The 16,801-nt window shown below is 35.0% G+C and carries 11 protein-coding genes and 1 riboswitch; of the genes, 1 reads left to right on the forward strand and 10 read right to left on the reverse strand.

Features of this window, described 5'->3' with window-relative positions:
- Nucleotides 1–167: 167 nt before the first annotated feature.
- The 6 genes from QGM71_RS05205 to motA form a co-directional block, all read right to left on the reverse strand.
- A complete protein-coding gene (locus QGM71_RS05205) occupies nucleotides 168–2,135 on the reverse strand; it encodes an LTA synthase family protein (RefSeq protein ID WP_327607040.1) in 1,968 nt (655 codons plus the stop codon).
- 476 nt (nucleotides 2,136–2,611) lie between these two features.
- Complete coding sequence (locus QGM71_RS05210) at nucleotides 2,612–3,343, reverse strand: EAL domain-containing protein (RefSeq protein WP_327606473.1); 732 nt, start codon at nucleotides 3,341–3,343, stop codon at nucleotides 2,612–2,614.
- 270 nt (nucleotides 3,344–3,613) lie between these two features.
- On the reverse strand, nucleotides 3,614–4,075 hold the full coding sequence (locus QGM71_RS05215) for a chemotaxis protein CheW (protein WP_327606474.1): 462 nt from the start codon (nucleotides 4,073–4,075) through the stop codon (nucleotides 3,614–3,616).
- 17 nt (nucleotides 4,076–4,092) lie between these two features.
- Nucleotides 4,093–6,096, reverse strand: a complete 2,004-nt coding sequence (locus QGM71_RS05220) for a chemotaxis protein CheA (RefSeq protein ID WP_327606475.1) — start codon at nucleotides 6,094–6,096, stop codon at nucleotides 4,093–4,095.
- A gap of 139 nt (nucleotides 6,097–6,235) precedes the next feature.
- The gene (gene motB / locus QGM71_RS05225; RefSeq protein ID WP_327606476.1) at nucleotides 6,236–7,033 is read right to left on the reverse strand and encodes a flagellar motor protein MotB; all 798 of its coding nucleotides are present in this window, start codon (nucleotides 7,031–7,033) and stop codon (nucleotides 6,236–6,238) included.
- The gene (motA, locus tag QGM71_RS05230) at nucleotides 7,023–7,808 is read right to left on the reverse strand and encodes a flagellar motor stator protein MotA (RefSeq protein WP_327606477.1); all 786 of its coding nucleotides are present in this window, start codon (nucleotides 7,806–7,808) and stop codon (nucleotides 7,023–7,025) included. The genes motB and motA overlap by 11 nt, the downstream gene beginning before the upstream one ends.
- A 91-nt stretch (nucleotides 7,809–7,899) precedes the next feature.
- Nucleotides 7,900–7,985, reverse strand: a riboswitch (cyclic di-GMP riboswitch).
- A 487-nt stretch (nucleotides 7,986–8,472) separates the two neighbouring features.
- Between motA and QGM71_RS05235 the strand changes: the two genes are divergently transcribed.
- Nucleotides 8,473–10,509, forward strand: coding sequence for a methyl-accepting chemotaxis protein (locus tag QGM71_RS05235; protein WP_327606478.1), 2,037 nt, complete (start codon nucleotides 8,473–8,475; stop codon nucleotides 10,507–10,509).
- A 1,068-nt stretch (nucleotides 10,510–11,577) separates the two neighbouring features.
- Here QGM71_RS05235 and QGM71_RS05240 read toward each other — a convergent pair.
- From QGM71_RS05240 to QGM71_RS05255, 4 genes are all read right to left on the reverse strand, one after another.
- The gene (locus QGM71_RS05240; protein WP_327606479.1) at nucleotides 11,578–12,216 is read right to left on the reverse strand and encodes a DUF1643 domain-containing protein; all 639 of its coding nucleotides are present in this window, start codon (nucleotides 12,214–12,216) and stop codon (nucleotides 11,578–11,580) included.
- 301 nt (nucleotides 12,217–12,517) lie between these two features.
- The gene (locus tag QGM71_RS05245; protein WP_327606480.1) at nucleotides 12,518–15,097 is read right to left on the reverse strand and encodes a P-loop NTPase fold protein; all 2,580 of its coding nucleotides are present in this window, start codon (nucleotides 15,095–15,097) and stop codon (nucleotides 12,518–12,520) included.
- Between the two features lie 178 nt (nucleotides 15,098–15,275).
- The gene (locus QGM71_RS05250) at nucleotides 15,276–15,530 is read right to left on the reverse strand and encodes a hypothetical protein (RefSeq protein WP_327606481.1); all 255 of its coding nucleotides are present in this window, start codon (nucleotides 15,528–15,530) and stop codon (nucleotides 15,276–15,278) included.
- Nucleotides 15,531–15,804: 274 nt separating this feature from the next.
- Nucleotides 15,805–16,590 carry an endonuclease/exonuclease/phosphatase family protein gene (locus tag QGM71_RS05255; RefSeq protein WP_327606482.1) on the reverse strand — a complete coding sequence of 262 codons (786 nt, stop codon included), beginning with the start codon at nucleotides 16,588–16,590 and terminating at the stop codon, nucleotides 15,805–15,807.
- Nucleotides 16,591–16,801 lie beyond the last annotated feature (211 nt).

Below are 16,801 nucleotides of genomic sequence, written 5' to 3' on the forward strand. Positions count from 1 at the left end.
ATTGTAGTCATTGCAGAATGGGAAGCTTAGTCTAATTATACTAATTTTCCGAGAATTTTCAATAGTTATTTTACTACTCCCGTTTATTTTATAATTGATAATTTAGTTATATAGACCAAAAAACGGATACCTGCAGAGTTTCCGCCGTATCCGTTCATATCAAACTTTTATTCAACATCATTATTTTTACCAGAAGGATTCCCATAAAAATAATTACTTGCATTAACGGGTTTCCACTGATCATTTGGTGTATAAAAACGTAGCAGATCTCCAAATAAGACTTCATCTGAAAGCTCCAGCTCATGAAAAACTTCTTCTTTCTGCTGCAGCATTTCTTCGGTTGGTTCCGTGATCTCCATTCCTGTGTCATTATCATAGAATACGTCGTTAACTAAGCTATAACTTTCTGTGATAAAGTTTCCGTTTCTAAATGGTACCACATCTTTATGATCCTCTGAGAACATGTCGGTACCGAACTGAATATAATCCTGTGCATTAATACCTAAGATATGCAGTAATGTCGGCATTACATCAACCATACCACTGTACTCGTGATTCGTACCTTGCCCTTCGACTCCAGGTATACGGATGAAAAATGGCACACGTTGCATTTCCGCATTTTTAAATGGGGTAATTTCTTCACCCATAATTTCACCCATTGCACGATTATGATTATCTGAAATACCATAATGGTCTCCGTAGATCATAATGATTGAGTCTTCATACAAGCCTGATTCCTTCAGATCATGAAAAAACTGTTCTAATGACTCATCTAGATAGCGTGCAGTCTGGAAATAACGGTCAACCGATCCGTCACCAGTTTCTGCGGGTGCAATGGTCGCGTCCTCTTCACTTATTAAATAGGGATGATGATGGGTTAATGTCATCATATGCGCATAAAATGGCTGTTCCATTTTTTCTAAATAAGGCATCGATTCCTCAAAAAACGGCTTGTCCTTCAGACCATAGTTAATCACATTTTCTTCACTCATATCATAGTAATCCGCATGATAGAACTCATCGATACCCAGATGTTTATAAACCTCATCACGATTCCAGAATGATTTGCCATCCCCATGGAACACAGCACTCGTATAATCCTGCTGTTGCGCCATAATGGCAGGCAGTGACTGGAACACATTATTCCCTTTCGTTACAAAAGCAGCCCCTTGCGGAAGCCCGTAGAGCGATGTATCCATAATCAGTTCAGCATCCGCTGTCTTCCCTTGCTCCGTCTGATGGAAAAAGTTATCAAAATACGTAAAATCCTCACTCTCATCACCAACCAATGAATTTAGAAATGGTGTAACTTCTTCTCCATGCAGTTCGTAATCAATCAGGAACGACTGAAAGGATTCCAGATGTATTTTAATTACATTTTTACCTTCTCCTTTTCCGAATAAATCCGGATTAGGCTCTGCATATTTATATTTAGTATAATTCTCTACCACTGTTATATCATCACTGTCAGCCAGCACTCTTCTTGTTGATGTTTTTGCACTCTGAATTGCATCATGAATCATAAAGTTATAGGTACCCAGATATTTAACCACATAGTTACGATCAAAGGTACGTTCCAGCAACTGTGGGCGATCTGTTTCTGCAAGCCCCAGATTAATACAAAACGCAATAACCCCTGCAGTCAGTACTGCTATAGGTTTACGAAGCTGCATCCGCTCTATTGACCAATTCATTTTGTATTTAATAAATAATACAATTAATAGAATTAAATCAAGGGCATATAACATGTCATGCGTTTTCGTTAAATCTGCAATACTACCACCAATGCTACCAAAGTTACTCGTTTGCATCAGGGTGGGGAGTGTAATAAAGTCACTATTAAATCGGTAAAATACAACGTTAGCATACAAGATAAAGGTCAGTACTGCACTATTGATAATTATCCATATGCCCGCTCTTTTCCCTTTAGCGAACAATGCCAGTCCAATTAGAATCAGGCCAGAACTAAGAGGGTTAAAGAATAATAGAAATTCTTGTATTCCATTACTAACACCTAGGTTAAATTCTACTTTATAAATACTATACGTTTTTATCCAAAACAGAATTACTGCCAGCGCGAAGAATCCCATCTTCGTAGATAAAATTTTCTTCACTTTTCTCACCTCATGTTTTATATCTTGTTGTCCAATTTTAACAATAATGTTTCATTATACTCCAGTAATTATAGATTGGTCAATTTATTTTACAAACAGCAGTTTTAAAAGTAAATAATTTTACCTTTTTTCTATTTTGTCAGCCTGTCTCAAAAAAGAAACGCTACAGTTAGCAACGGGGGTTCCTTTCCTATCACATATGGATATGCACCATAAAATGCAGCTGAATTTGTATAGCTAATTGAACTATATTTTAGGGCTATTGTAATTAAAAGCAAAAAATCCCAATTCAGCAAACTGAGATTTTTCTTATGTTTACGTTCCATTGCTTGTTAAACTGAAGTACCCTATGGTTTAAGATAAATTCATTAATTTTAACCTTTCAGTTTTTCAGGTAAAACTTTAAAGTTATTGGTTTCTAATTATCTAAAATCCCCCCATCTGGGAAGATTAAATCTCTAACTCTCCTGTTAAATGATTTAATTGCCCTGTCTTAGTTATTCGAAATTTGCCAAGTAGTGATTAAGCGGCTTCGGTTTTCCCAAAAAAAATCCCTGGCCAAAAGGTACACCTAATCCCTTCGCAGTTAATAGATCCGCCTCACTCTCAAACCCTTCGACAATAAAAATGGTGTCCTTACCTAACAGCTGTAGTATCATCGTAATAATACTTTGTTTCTTTGGTGATTTGGTCAGGTCCTTAGCAAAAATACGATCTAATTTGGCAATATTCGGTTCTAACTGTACAATCGATTGTACAGTTGATTCTCCTTTACCAATATCATCAAGGGCAACTAAAAAACCTAATCTTTTTATCGCAGAAATACCTGTCTTAAGCGCTTGCATATCTGTCCCTTTTTCGGATTCATTTATTTCGAATACAATCGATTCAGGTCTTAGACTCATTACGTTTGCCAGTCTCTGCATTCTTTCATAAAAATCTGGATTTATTAATGTAGAAGGGAAAACATTGATGAAAATATACAGTCCGCTTAATAGAGATGAATTTTTATTAAAATTCTCACAGGCACTAAGAATAGATCTCATATCTAATTCAAATAACTGATTCTTTTCTTTTGCATAATTAAACAAGATCTCCGGATTCTGTATTTCTTGTGAACGAAGGAGAACTTCATACCCATAAATATTATTTTTTGACAAATCAAAAATGGGCTGTATTACATGATGAAAATCGAGTTCATGAATATATATATCTTGTTCTGTTCCCATTTTCCACCTCCAGCCTATGTGTGTATTTCAGCATGTGGTTGTTAAACCTGTAGTAGTTAAAGCTTAAACTCACGTACTAATCCATTTAACTCTTCTGCCAGTTCAGCAAGCTGTTCTGAACTTCCTGCAACTTCTTCCATTGAGCTGCTTGTCAGCTTCACCTACGATTTCGTGTCCTAATTTTGTAAGAATATCTTTTAACTACATTCTCATAAATGCTGCATCATCTGTGATAAGTATTTTTGCCATGCCAGGTTATCCTCCTGTGTTCTATTCTTTTACTACTTCCTTAACTTCAATTGCTTCATTGAAGTTTAATACTTGTTCTAAATCCAGCAAAATCAATAGTCCATCCTCTAACTTGGCCACTCCCTTTAGAAAAGCATCTTCAATGGATTTCAGCATTTTTGGTGGCTCCTCAATTACAGATGGGTCAATATCTTTTACTTCTGTTGCGGAATCAACGATTAGCCCAACCTGTACACCATCTATAGCTACAATTAAAATCCGGTTATCATCGCTTGGTTCCGTTTCAGCAATTTGCAGACGTCCCTTCAGATCGATCACTGGTGTCGTTTCACCATGAAGGTTAATAACACCTTTTATAAAATCAGATGTCCTTGGTACCTTGGTGATCTTCTGTATCCGTTCAATGGAACGTACTTGTGCTACTTCGACGCCATATGCTTGATCTTTTAACTGAAAAACAATAACTTTTATTAGCTCGTTCACAGAAAATCCCCCTTGGGTTATTTAATTAATGCATTTGGATCGATAATTAAGGAAACAGTTCCATCACCTAAAATAGTAGCACCTGAAATTGCAAACACATCCTGCAGGTAATTTCCCAGTGACTTTAATACAACTTCTTTCTGACCAATAAAGGAATCTACGATAAGCCCTGTCAGCTTTTCACCTTTTTTAACAATAACAATCGCATGATAATCTTCTTCTCTCGTTTCACGGCCGGGAACACTAAACACTTCCTCTAAGGAGACAAGCGGCACGATACTTCCCCTGAAATCCATTACCTTTTGACCATGTGCGTACATAATTTTTTCTTCTTCCAGTAAAACTGTTTCTATAATAGAAGAAAGTGGAACAGCATATATTTCTTTTCGAACATTTACAAGCAATGTCGATAAAATGGAAAGGGTTAAAGGCAATTGTATGGAGAACTTACTCCCCTTCCCTTTCACAGATTCAATCGTTATTTGGCCACCCAGTGATTCAATCTTATTTTTCACCACATCAAGTCCTACTCCCCGACCGGAAATATCAGATAGTACTTCTGCGGTACTAAAGCCGGAGGATAAAATAAGCTGAAATGCTTCTTCATCTGTTAGGTGTTTTGCATCCGCAGAATTCAGGAGCCCATTTTCCATTGCTTTTGCTTCCACCTTATCGCGGTTTATTCCTGCTCCATCGTCTTCTATCTCAATAAACACATGATTACCACTATGATAGGCTCTTAGCGTCAGCTTTCCCTCTTCAGGTTTCCCAGATTGAGTGCGTTCTGCTGGCAGTTCTATTCCATGATCTAAGGAGTTTCGGATTAAATGAACGAGTGGGTCCCCTATTTCATCAATAACAGTTCGGTCCAACTCTGTTTCTGCACCAATGATCTCAAGCTTTATTTTTTTATCCAGGTCTTTAGCCAAACCTCTTACCATTCTTGGGAAACGGTTAAACACCTGTTCTACAGGAACCATTCTCATCGTTAAAATTAAACTTTGCATGTCTTCGGAAACTCTGGACATGTGTTCGACGGTTTCCACCAACTCCTGATTATCTGTTCGTTTTGCAATGTCTTCCAATCTGCTTCGGTCAATAACTACTTCTTCAAACAGGTTCATTAAGTCATCAATTCGCTCCAGGTTTACCCGGATCGTTTTGGAGGAACCCTGTTTTCCTTGAACGCCATTAGACTCTATTGAAGTTTCCTCTTTAGAGACCGCTGCCTCCTCAACCGCTTGTGGTTCACGCTTTGTTTGGTCATTCATTACTGAAGTCAGACTGGCTGCGTCTACCTTTTTAACTTCAGATATATTTGTAATTAGTGCTTCTAGTGTTTGGGCTGATTCTTTTGAAAGAACAACAAACGAGAAGGCTCCTTCGAAAATGCCTTCTTCCAGTTCTTCCACCTCAGGGAATGTTTTTATAATTTCCCCTTTACTTTCAAGGGCTTCGACGACCATATAGGCACGGGCAGCTTTCAAGATGCAATCCTCTGTTAATTCTACTGTCAGGTGATAAGAATGAAACCCTTGTTCTTCAGCCTGGGAGATAACAGTCAATTGGTACTCATCCAACGCTATAGGAGCAACACCCTTTTTTTCTGTTGGTGTCACCACAGTTTCACTTGTAGAGACAGATCCCTTTTCGATCTGTTCCAATCGATGAATTAATTCTGATACATCCTTCTTTCCATCCTTGCCTTCACTGATTTCATTCACCATTTCTTCCATATATTCAATCGCTAAAAATACAATATCGATTAACTCGGTTGAAACTGCCAATTCATTATTACGTATTTTGTCCAGGACATTTTCCATTTGATGTGTCAGAGAAGCGATATCTTCAAATCCCATCGTTGCGGCCATCCCTTTAAGTGTATGTGCCGATCGGAATATTTCATTTACAATTGCTAGTTCACCCGGCTGTTTCTCCAGTTTAAGAAGATGATCGTTTACAGCCTGTAAATGCTCCCTGCTTTCATCCAAAAACACGTCAATATATTGATTCATTTCCATTCAATTCTTCCTCTCCGACCTAAATCAATCCTATACTTTCAAACACACATTCGTATGTATTGCCTGCCCATACCCTAACAACATAGTGCACCCCCTATAATGGCAGGGGAGGCCTCACCAACTCTTTATTTTCTCGGGCTTAATCATCCTTCTCGCCATCTACATTAATTTCGTAATTAGGCAGGATGAGCACTTCCACTCTTCTGTTCTTTGCTCGATTTTCTTCCGTTGTGTTCGGTACAATAGGGTGATTTTCTCCATATCCTTTTGCACTGAAACGGTCTGCAACCAGTTTTTCATTTTCTAAAATCAGATGCATAAAGTTCACTGCCCGAATGACACTCAACTCCCAGTTGGAAGCAAAATCTGCATTACTCATTGGCCGGTCATCCGCGTGTCCGCTGATCACAATTTGATGTGGCGGGTCAGTATACAGGAAATTAGAAACTTCCTTAGCGATTTTCTGTCCCTCGCTTTTTACTTCGGCACTACCAGAATCAAATGTTATATCATTAACAATTGTTATTAATAGCCCTTCATCCAATAATTCTGTTCCTAATACATCCGTCAATTCATTCGTTGCAATATAGTTATTTATTCTGTCCCGCAGCTCCTGAAGGTGGAGTAATTCCCGTGCTTCATTCTCTTCTTTTTCTTTTTCTACTTCCGTTTCTTCATCTTTTTCTTCCTCTTCTTCTGTATCCTGATTGGTACTTTCCGGAATTTCAATAGGATCGCTGCTTTCATCTAATATACTTGATCCTGAACCAAATTCACTTTGAAAAATAAGGGATAGCTCCTTATACTTCTGTGCGTCCAAATCACTCATTGCGAATAACACAATAAACAAAGCCAGTAACAGAGTTAGTAAGTCTGCATAAGGAATCAACCAGGACTCATCAATGTGACTATCATCCTGCTTTCTTTTACGACGCATCCCGATCCTCCTTCATCTCGTTTAACTCTTTTGTCGTCAGGTAAGAGCCTAATTTATCCCGAACGACCATCGCAGAGTCACCAGTTGTAATGGACAGAACCCCTTCAATCATAATTTCTTTAATTTGTATTTCTTTCTTTGATTTCTGCCTCAACTTGTTAGCGAACGGATGCCATAACATATACCCAGAGAAGATACCTAATAACGTAGCAATAAACGCAGCCGATATCGCAGACCCTAAGATTGCCATGTCCTCCATATTTCCGAGTGCGGCGATCAGCCCAATAACAGCTCCCAGAACACCCAGTGTTGGTGCATAGGTTCCTGCTTGGGTAAATACGGCTGCACCTTCCTGATGACGTCTATCCATTGCGTCCACTTTTTCCAGCATGACCTCTCGTATGAACTCAGGTGTTTGCCCATCAATCGTCAGCTGTAATCCTGATTCTAAGAACGGGTCCTCAATCTCATTCATCTGTTTTTCCAATGAAAGAATCCCCTCTTTACGTGTCTGCTCTGCCAGCTGTGTAAAAAGATCAATCAAATCCTTAATTGCTGTATACTTTTTTTCTGTAAAAATAATTTTGAATAGCGCTGGTATTTTCTTAATTGTACTAATAGGAAATGCGATTAAAACGGAAGCAATCGTTCCCAGGAAAATAATTAATATCGCACCGGGATTAACTATTGCGACCATTTCCACACCCTTCAAAGTCATTCCGACCCCTATAGCAACCAAGCCTAATATAATACCAATATACGATGTCTTGTCCATCTTGCAACCCCCATAATTAAATGATTAATCCTACTAAAAAAGACTATTTCAACTTAGAAACAGCCAAAAAGATTCTTATATAAAAATCTACAGTGGTAACCAAGGCGATCCTAGTCAGACGACCGTAGACCCTTCGTTTTGCGTCCCACCCTTTCAGATGGTTTGCCTTTTTCTATTTGGATTAAGTTAAAAAGAAATAGATATAAACTACTACTCTATTTATCGGTTATTTTTTAGATTTATGAAGGACTAATTCAAAAAAATTTAATCGAAACTTTGGCTAAAATGTGTAAATTTTATTCCAATACTTAATTTTGTATTATTTATTCTATGTTTTTAAAAATACAGTCAAAGAGGAGCGTAATTTATAACACAGAAACTGAAGTCCATTCACTGTTACAATCCTATGTACTCTTTCTGTAACCGGTAATAAACGATAATTTAACAATAGGATTAATAATACGGAAAGATTCAAATTTAACAATACAGCAACTAAAAATAAACGGTCACCACAACGTGATCGTTTTTGGTTAACTAAAAATAGGATAAATGAACTATTCGACACTTCACTTTTTTACAACTCTGACGATAATATAAATAGAGTGATAGTTTGTAATTTTAAGTAAATGATTTAAGTCAACTATATAAGGAAAGAAGGGTATTAATGAAAAGTAAAATGTCTACTTCCACCAACAAATCACAAGCTCCACGGCGGTCAAGCAAACTGCAAAATCAAATTCTCATTCCTTTTCTGACATTGATCATCATTGCGGGTGCCATTATTGCTATTACCAATTACACCATCAGTAAGAGCACACTTATCAATGAAAAGGCAAATAGCATCGAGATGCAGATGGAGAGTTTAAATAATACATTCGATACTTTTTTTACGAATAAAGCAAATGTACTAAATCGTTTCTCACAAAGTGACATTATTTTAGATTTTGATAGAGATGAAGACTATAACGAACTGATGGACTACTTCGGTGCTACAGTCAATGCAGATGAGGACATTATCAATGTTTATACAGTTGACAGTACAGACGGGCATACAACCATCTACCCTGATGCAGATTTAGGCGATTTTGACGGGACTACCAGGGGTTGGTACACAGAAGCGATAGAAGCTGACGGCGGAGTAGTCTGGACAGAACCATATGTAGATATTGCAACAGGAAACATGGTAATTACAGCAACACAGGCTATTTACTCTGCGAATGGCACGCTAATTGGAGCGAATGGTGCCGATATTCTCGTTGATACATTATTGGACATTACGAATAAAATGAGTTCGAGTGAAACAGGCTATACGATGATTATCAGTCCAGACGGGAATTATGTTTCCCATCCTGATGAAGAGCTGCTCGGTGAAAGTGCAGTAGAGGAAGTTTTTTATGAAAAGGTTCAGTCAAGTGGAGAAAACGGTGTAATTGAATACACAGAGTCTGACGAGAAGAAAATACTTGGCTACGCTACAAATGGGATTACCGGTTGGGTACTGGCTGAGACTGTATATGAAAGCGAGTTTCAAAGTATTGCTACACAAACCCTCTTGCCCATCTTAGTAACACTTGGAATAATTATCGTTCTGGCTGTTATTATTGCGTTTTTTATCACAAGAAGAATTACTAAGCCAATTAAAGTACTGCAGGACACGATGCAGGAAGTTGAGAACGGCAATCTATTAGCGATGGCCAATATCAACTCGACAAACGAGATTGGACAGCTGTCCAGCAGCTTTGACAAAATGCTCCAGCAAATCCAGCAGATGATGGTAAAAATAAAAGGCGTTTCGTTCCATGTTTCAGAAGCATCCCAGACACTAGTTGCCAGTGCAGAAGAGAATACTGCATCATCCAATGAAGTAGCAACTACCATGGAGCAAATAGCTAGTGGTGCAGGCGATCAATCCGAATTGATGGAGAAAAATGCTGTAGCAGTCGAACATTTATCAACCTATATTAGGCAGGTAGAAGACTATAATACGAGAATTTTTGAAGAATCAAAGGTAATGAATGAGTTTTCGGAAAAAGGGACAGAGACAGTAATAGGTCTTCGAAAACAGTCCGAGGACACTGGCGAAATGACAAGTCGAGTTGTAGAAGCTATCCAATCCCTGGACGATAAATCAACAAACATAAATGAAATCGTAACGAAAATTGCCGATATTGCGAGCCAAACCAATCTGCTGGCATTAAATGCAGCCATCGAAGCGGCACGAGCCGGAGAAAATGGACGAGGTTTCGCCGTAGTAGCTGATGAGGTCAGAAAGCTTGCTGAGCAATCGGAAAATGCGTTGGGTGACATCTCTGTGTTAATAGAAGAAATGCAGAAAGATACAAAGCAATCCGTAACATTGATTGGCCAAACCAATGATGTCATGCAAACACAATCAAAATCAGTCAACGAAACGGAAGCGGCATTTGCAAGTATTCAAACCGCCATCCAAACAAATAATCAATTAATCAATGAAGTTATGGATGTAATGAAAACCATGGTAAACCAAGAGCAAATCATCTCAACAAATATACAGAATATAGCAGCAGTCAGTGAAGAAACAGCAGCTGGAACTGAAGAAGTAGCTGCATCGATTGAACAGCAGACAGCTTCAATGGAGCAGCTGAATCATCTGGCTGGAGAATTGGAGAGTTACTCAAGAGAAATGCAGGAAGAGGTTGGGAAGTTTAGGATAGAGGAATAGGTGTAAGAAGGGGATGGCCTTTATTGGGGCTGTTTCTTTTTTGTTTAGAGCTTATATTTGAAGTGAATTGTTTTAGACTGTAGTTTGCTTATGAGGTGAAATTTCAATAGTGGTCTTACTGCCAGTTTACGGCCATAAGAATGTACATGTACTACTTCTGTCATGTTTCTTACCAGCGAATGCCACAAGATTTACCACTTGCTGCCACCGCATTTACCAATGGGGCAGCGTTAAGGATTTTGAAAGATAAAAAAGCCTAATTACTCAGTATCTATAGTGAGAAATTAGGCTTTTGATGCTCAACAAAAGCCCTATTGTGGAAGATCATTCTTCTATTGAACAGTATTGTACTGTGCAGTAAATTACTATTTCAGTTATTCTTCTTAAGCATAAGTACTCGTTAATTTAATTGCAGCATTTAATGTTTCTTAAATGATAGGAGGTTAACTAGTTAACTTTATTTATTTTCCTGTCTTAGTTCCTTCATTGTAGCTAATACAACTTCCAAATCAACATCAAGAATATGGTAAGGATAATCAACCTTAATTTCTCCTTTTTTAATGCGGATTTGAAATTAGGAGTTGTACCAAATTGAACAAAAACAGTACAGGTCCGATATATGTTATCAGGATCCGATTATGCCAAAAAAGAGCGGGTTGGTTTCCCATATTCCATTTAACACAGTTAATTTTGAATAGTATTAAAATGCAAAACTATCGTTTCCTCTTCTTTTGAAAATATACCTTACTCTTTGGCATATTTCGGTATGGTTCTGCTCTACCAGGTTGACCTTCTTTTATGGCACAATTGAAGCAGATATGAGTTCTTTTATCAAACTCACTAACATAACGCAATAGCTCTTCTGAATTGACCAACTTCTTACATTTTGGGCACTTTTCCAATGAACATCACTCCTCCTTTAACTCAATGTTTCCTTGATCATCAAAAAAGATATTATATAAATTCAATACTTTCACCCTGTAGAAAATAGTAGCCACTCATTTATTGAAGAAGAAAAAACTCTGCAATTTCAAAGAAAGTACCTTAACTATTCGAACTATAGTTAAATTACCCTAGACCAAATAACTCTGAAACACTTATCTTTTTTAAGTCATTTAAAGTAACAGAACGTCCTGCATGACGTGGATCTCCATGCTCGGTAAAAGTGCTAATAGCATTCTTAATATCAAAAACATATAATTCTTCTTTGTGTAAAATAGAAAGTAAATCAACAATACGAAGGACTTCTTTGTAATAAAACAGGCTGGGAATGGTCTTTACTTCTGGTTTCCCCCAACCTAATACTATTAGTCTCTTATCCTTCATGGTTACTGCCAGCTTAGCTTCATTTAACTTTTGAACTCTATCTAAGACATTTGCTTCGTGTAAAGCCCTAATTTGTGTTTTAGCCGAGATGGTATTACTGGCATAAACAGATAAGACATTACAAATGGTAATTTCTTTAATACGGTGTCCATCTATCTGATAGTCATAAAAAAAATCAATTAGTTTATTAACAGTGCCATCTGATATATCTAAGTTGGCTTTAGAAGGATTCATTAATACAATCCCTACAGACAAACCGTCTATTCGGTTCAAGAATGGAACAGTTAAAGAATATCGGACATCTATATATCCTATAAAGGTTTCCTCATCAATTGCAATTATAGGTTGATCAACTTTTGTTAAGTCATACACTTTTGCCACTTTCCCCACTCCTGCTTCGTTAGTTTAAAAGAATATCTTTAAATTGAAATCATACCAGTTTTATTTACCAGAATTATGTAAATATCCACTTGAAATAAACAGGTAACTAACAAAGCATGAAAAACATACAAAATCTGAGAACCAAGTAATGATTTTCAATCCAAAATTCACTATTGCATAGTTTTTAGTCTACTGTGTAATAAGAGAGTTGTTCGGTTGAAGAAGCATGGGATCACGCTTCCTTCGTTTAGCAAAACGAAAGAAGCAAGAGGTCCGTCCCCTTTCTTTCTCGAACGCAATTTTATGGATTTAGTGTTAAGATCTCATTTGTGGAAATAGCAAGATCACCCCAATCGTCTCTTATTTTATTTTTATAAGCTTGATATACATCATAGATAAACTTTTGATCTTCAGAAAAATTTTTTACATTCTTCAGTATGTCATCAACTTCCTCTTCAGTCGTTAAAAAGTTTAGGCTTTCTGCTTTAATGTAATAAGTTATTTTAGTACCAACAGAAATTCCAGTAATATCATAAAGCAATTTAAATATATTATTATCATCTATATTCTTTCGGATAAAATCTTTAACCTTTCCTTTCTCATCAATAACATGATATAAGCCCCAAATATTTCGATGGCTATAATATTTTTCGTCAAATATATTTATTGAATCATCTATTATTTCATTTGCCATAGATTGATGTATTTCTTCCATCATTTCCATTCTTCCTTCGATATTTTTTCCTTCTCTATCATGGTTAAACCAGTATAATATACCTCCGACATTCGATATTATGTTATATTTCTTTCTAATAATGATTAAAAATTCTTCATAACTCTTATCATCAATCCTTTGTAATAACTCCCAAAGGATTATTTCCCCTCTACTTTGAGTACTTAATGAAAAGAAGCCAGGAGAATCATCAAATTTATCAATATTATTAAATAATATTAAAGCTAAATCAAATGCCGAATTACTATCGAGACTATCCGTGTACAATTGCAGTCTCTCAAGTAACTCTTTTTGATAAGAAAAGTGCATAGGCTCAATGAGTGAATTAAATGCTTTTAATTTTTCTGAAAATTCATAACTCTCATAAAGTGTACTTATTATTTTTTCAACCATCTCTCCAATAGCAACAAATTCATTAGAACTGTACGTAAAATATAAATCGAAATATTTCCCACTACAAACTCTTCTATTTTTTCCAATATCTTTATACTGATGATCATCATTAACAATAATTCCGTCATATTCTAGAGATTGATTATCACAATATTTCTTTACGTAAGGAAAAATTTCTTTTAAAATTTCCTTATATTGCTCATTAACTTCCCCTTCAAATAATTTATCAAAAAACTCTTTCCCTTTACTATTAATCTCTTTATTATTAAATATTGTTGAATAAGTACCTTTGTCAAAGCGTTTATCATGGGAAATAAAGAAGATTCTATTTTGATTTATTTTTTCATATAAAGCAGGGTTATTTAGATGAATATACTCAATTGCCATTAAGTCACGTTTATCAAGATATTTCAAGTAAGTAATTGGTCTATTTAATATAGAGTTAATGAACCTTTTAAAATCCCTCATATCTGTTGTTTGATTACAAATGCTATTTACAACACTTTTGTAATTATTAATTTCTTCATTATTAGCTCCATATCCGCTAAGCAAATTTATAAAACTTTTCGCTAATACGTTATTAAAAATTTCCCTATCCAATTTAGGGACTCTTATTTGCATTTGAATAACCTTTTTAAGGTAACTAAAGTCAATATCGTGATTTTTTTCAAATACTTCTTTAACCCTCTCACTATCGAAAGAGAGAACATATATTACTCTCTCAAAATTAAAAACTGTGGCTACAAGTTTAAATAATAATAAAATATTCTTACTTTCAGCTCTGTCTATATTATCAATAAAAAAGACAAATTTTTTTCCTGAATGATTTAAATAATCATTTATTTTATTCTTTATTACTTCATTTGAATCTTTTTGTTTAAAAAAACTTTTAATTATATTCGCTTTTCCATTACCAAAAATATTGGTTGAAAATGTTTGTGCCATCTGGTTTGTTGAAATTAAGCTATAATTTAATCCAGACTTTCTTATAATTTCATCAAACAACCCTAATAGAAGACTTTCTTGATTGGAAAAAGCCCATGGGTCAAAATCAATTAATACTATCTCTTCATCGTATTGATTTAAGAGTTTCTTGGTATTATTTATAATAGTAGTTTTTCCGCTTCCCCATTCCCCTTCTAGGCTAATGACAAATCCTTCATTTGGGTTAGATTGCTTAATGGTGTTATACAATAAACTAATGACACTATGTCTTTCAAATAAATCATAATCCACATCTTTTTCATTAACAACAATCGTTTCACCATCTTTGATCTTAAAATCTCCATTATAAATATTTTTCAAATCTATAAAGTTTGATTCATATTCAGTAGCTTTTTTATAGGAAAGATTCATTTTATTTATTCTAAAGATTAGAATAACTGACATTGTTACTAATAAGATAATTAAAATTAGTAATTTATAGGAATTATAAATTGGGAATATAGTAAATAGGCATAAATATAAGGATGCTGAAATAAATACTGTAATAGCAAATACATCTAATAAATTTATAGTTTCTATTTTAATAACCTCATAAATATTAAACTCAAGAACAGTTAAAATTAGGAAGATTATAATTGCGCTAGTGACAATTAAAACTATCATCACATCATATGATAGCAAAAGCTTTGAAAATAAATTTAATACATCAATTAAAAGGAAAACAGATGTTACTATTACAGAGAGTTTTAGAATCTGGGCAGTTGAATAATATCTAATGACTTGGGCTAAATAAAATTTTAATGATTTCAATACTATTCACTCCTATCTGTTGAAAGTACTTCTTTAAATCCATTAAATCCTTCAAAGAAATGGATGAATTAAATAGTTAGCCATATTCACTAATTCAAGTTTGTTTGTCATATTAAAATAAAATATTATAATATCTACCAGACTTAGTTTTCGCTACTAACCAATGACTAATTAAAACCTAATCTAACCCTTTCAAAGCCTTTTCTTCATCAGAAGAATACCAAACAATCACCCATGAACCATCTTTTGAACATGGGTTAAAATCAAGTGTATTAATATCAGTATGTTTAACTAATGGAGTGATACCTTGTTTGATTCCATTAAGAATTAATTCTTGCATCTCATTTGAAAGTTCGCCTTGTCCAAACGTCACAAATTTACCTATATTATCTTTTTTCTTTAAATGTGGGATTTTTAGTAGTGTTAATACCATAATAACACCATCCACCAGCCCTATAACTTACTAATTCACTTTTCATTTATCTTCCTCCTCACCAACTTCATACTTCGACATAATAATCCAAAAACCCTCCAAAACCAATAAAAAGATATCCAAAAGTTCTTTCGGATACCTCTTTCTTAAATCATACAACCTTTTTTTGTTCGGATTATTCCACAATAGCTGATTGTGGAATATCATTTTCTATTGAATAGTAGCGTTGTATTGACTATTAAATCCACTCTGTAAATCGTATTTGTTTTGTTCGTTAATTAAATTTCTCCACTTCCACCATAATTGCGGAATGATCTGTAACACATTTACTTCTTAGGGTATCATCAATAACTATATCTATTAATTCGCTATATAGTGATGGTGTCATTATGGCATAATCAATTCGTCTTCCAGTATTAGCAGTCGGCCTATCCATTGAATTATTCTTTTCTACCCAAGCATCTACTGCCCCAAGTGATAGAAGTTTTATAAATTTCTCTTTTTGCGTTGTGCCCAAGTCATAAACATTCATATCGCCTATTATTAGTAATTTATCTTCTTTTTTACTTTTATAGCGTTCAATCATATTATCCCAAAAATTTTTGTCTCCTAACGGAATATGGACACCAATAAATATTCTATCACCAACTTTAACTTCAACATTTCTCATTTTTCCAGAAAAATTATAAGGCAAAATTTCATAATCAACCCTTATGAACATTACTGTGATGCTTTTATTTCCTTTTTTGAAGTCATCCTCACAATAGGTATTTGGATATACAATTTTATAACGAAACTTCTTCAGTTCTTTGATAAAATTCTTACCTGCAACCGAATTAATATCAAATTCTTGAAAAAAAATAATATCAATGTTTTTATTTTTCACATACTCCATTAATTTTGATATATTCTTATCTGAATCTATCTCGTTTCTCCATATATTAACTGCATTATTCCATGCATTCCAATCAATTTTCTCAAAACTATTATTATAATCATTTGGTAACGGTTTAGGAGTTAACCCACCAAAGTTATTAATGTTTAAACTAAGAATTTTCATTTTTTATATCCTCTCTTGTATTTAGTGGGTTTATACTTGTAATTATTGATTTAACATCCTTACAAATTCCTATTTATCTATGATATCAAAAATACCTTTATTTCGTATTAAGAGTCTACTACGTAATTGATAAGACTTACTCCACAATCGCCCGTATATAGGGGTATGCCCACGCCTGAGCACAGGCCTGGTTTTAGTCAGCTTACCTTAT

The organism is Virgibacillus tibetensis, from assembly GCF_036026595.1.
GTDB lineage: Bacteria > Bacillota > Bacilli > Bacillales > Amphibacillaceae > Virgibacillus_P > Virgibacillus_P tibetensis.

What these genes read in the sequence shown, in the direction of transcription:
- motA (WP_327606477.1), bottom strand. Translation starts at nt 7,808, where the DNA reads ATGGACAAGACATCGTATATTGGTATTATATTAGGCTTGGTTGCTATA.
- QGM71_RS05235 (WP_327606478.1), top strand. Translation starts at nt 8,473, where the DNA reads ATGAAAAGTAAAATGTCTACTTCCACCAACAAATCACAAGCTCCACGG.
- QGM71_RS05220 (WP_327606475.1), bottom strand. Translation starts at nt 6,096, where the DNA reads ATGGAAATGAATCAATATATTGACGTGTTTTTGGATGAAAGCAGGGAG.
- QGM71_RS05250 (WP_327606481.1), bottom strand. Translation starts at nt 15,530, where the DNA reads ATGGTATTAACACTACTAAAAATCCCACATTTAAAGAAAAAAGATAAT.
- QGM71_RS05210 (WP_327606473.1), bottom strand. Translation starts at nt 3,343, where the DNA reads ATGGGAACAGAACAAGATATATATATTCATGAACTCGATTTTCATCAT.
- QGM71_RS05255 (WP_327606482.1), bottom strand. Translation starts at nt 16,590, where the DNA reads ATGAAAATTCTTAGTTTAAACATTAATAACTTTGGTGGGTTAACTCCT.
- motB (WP_327606476.1), bottom strand. Translation starts at nt 7,033, where the DNA reads ATGCGTCGTAAAAGAAAGCAGGATGATAGTCACATTGATGAGTCCTGG.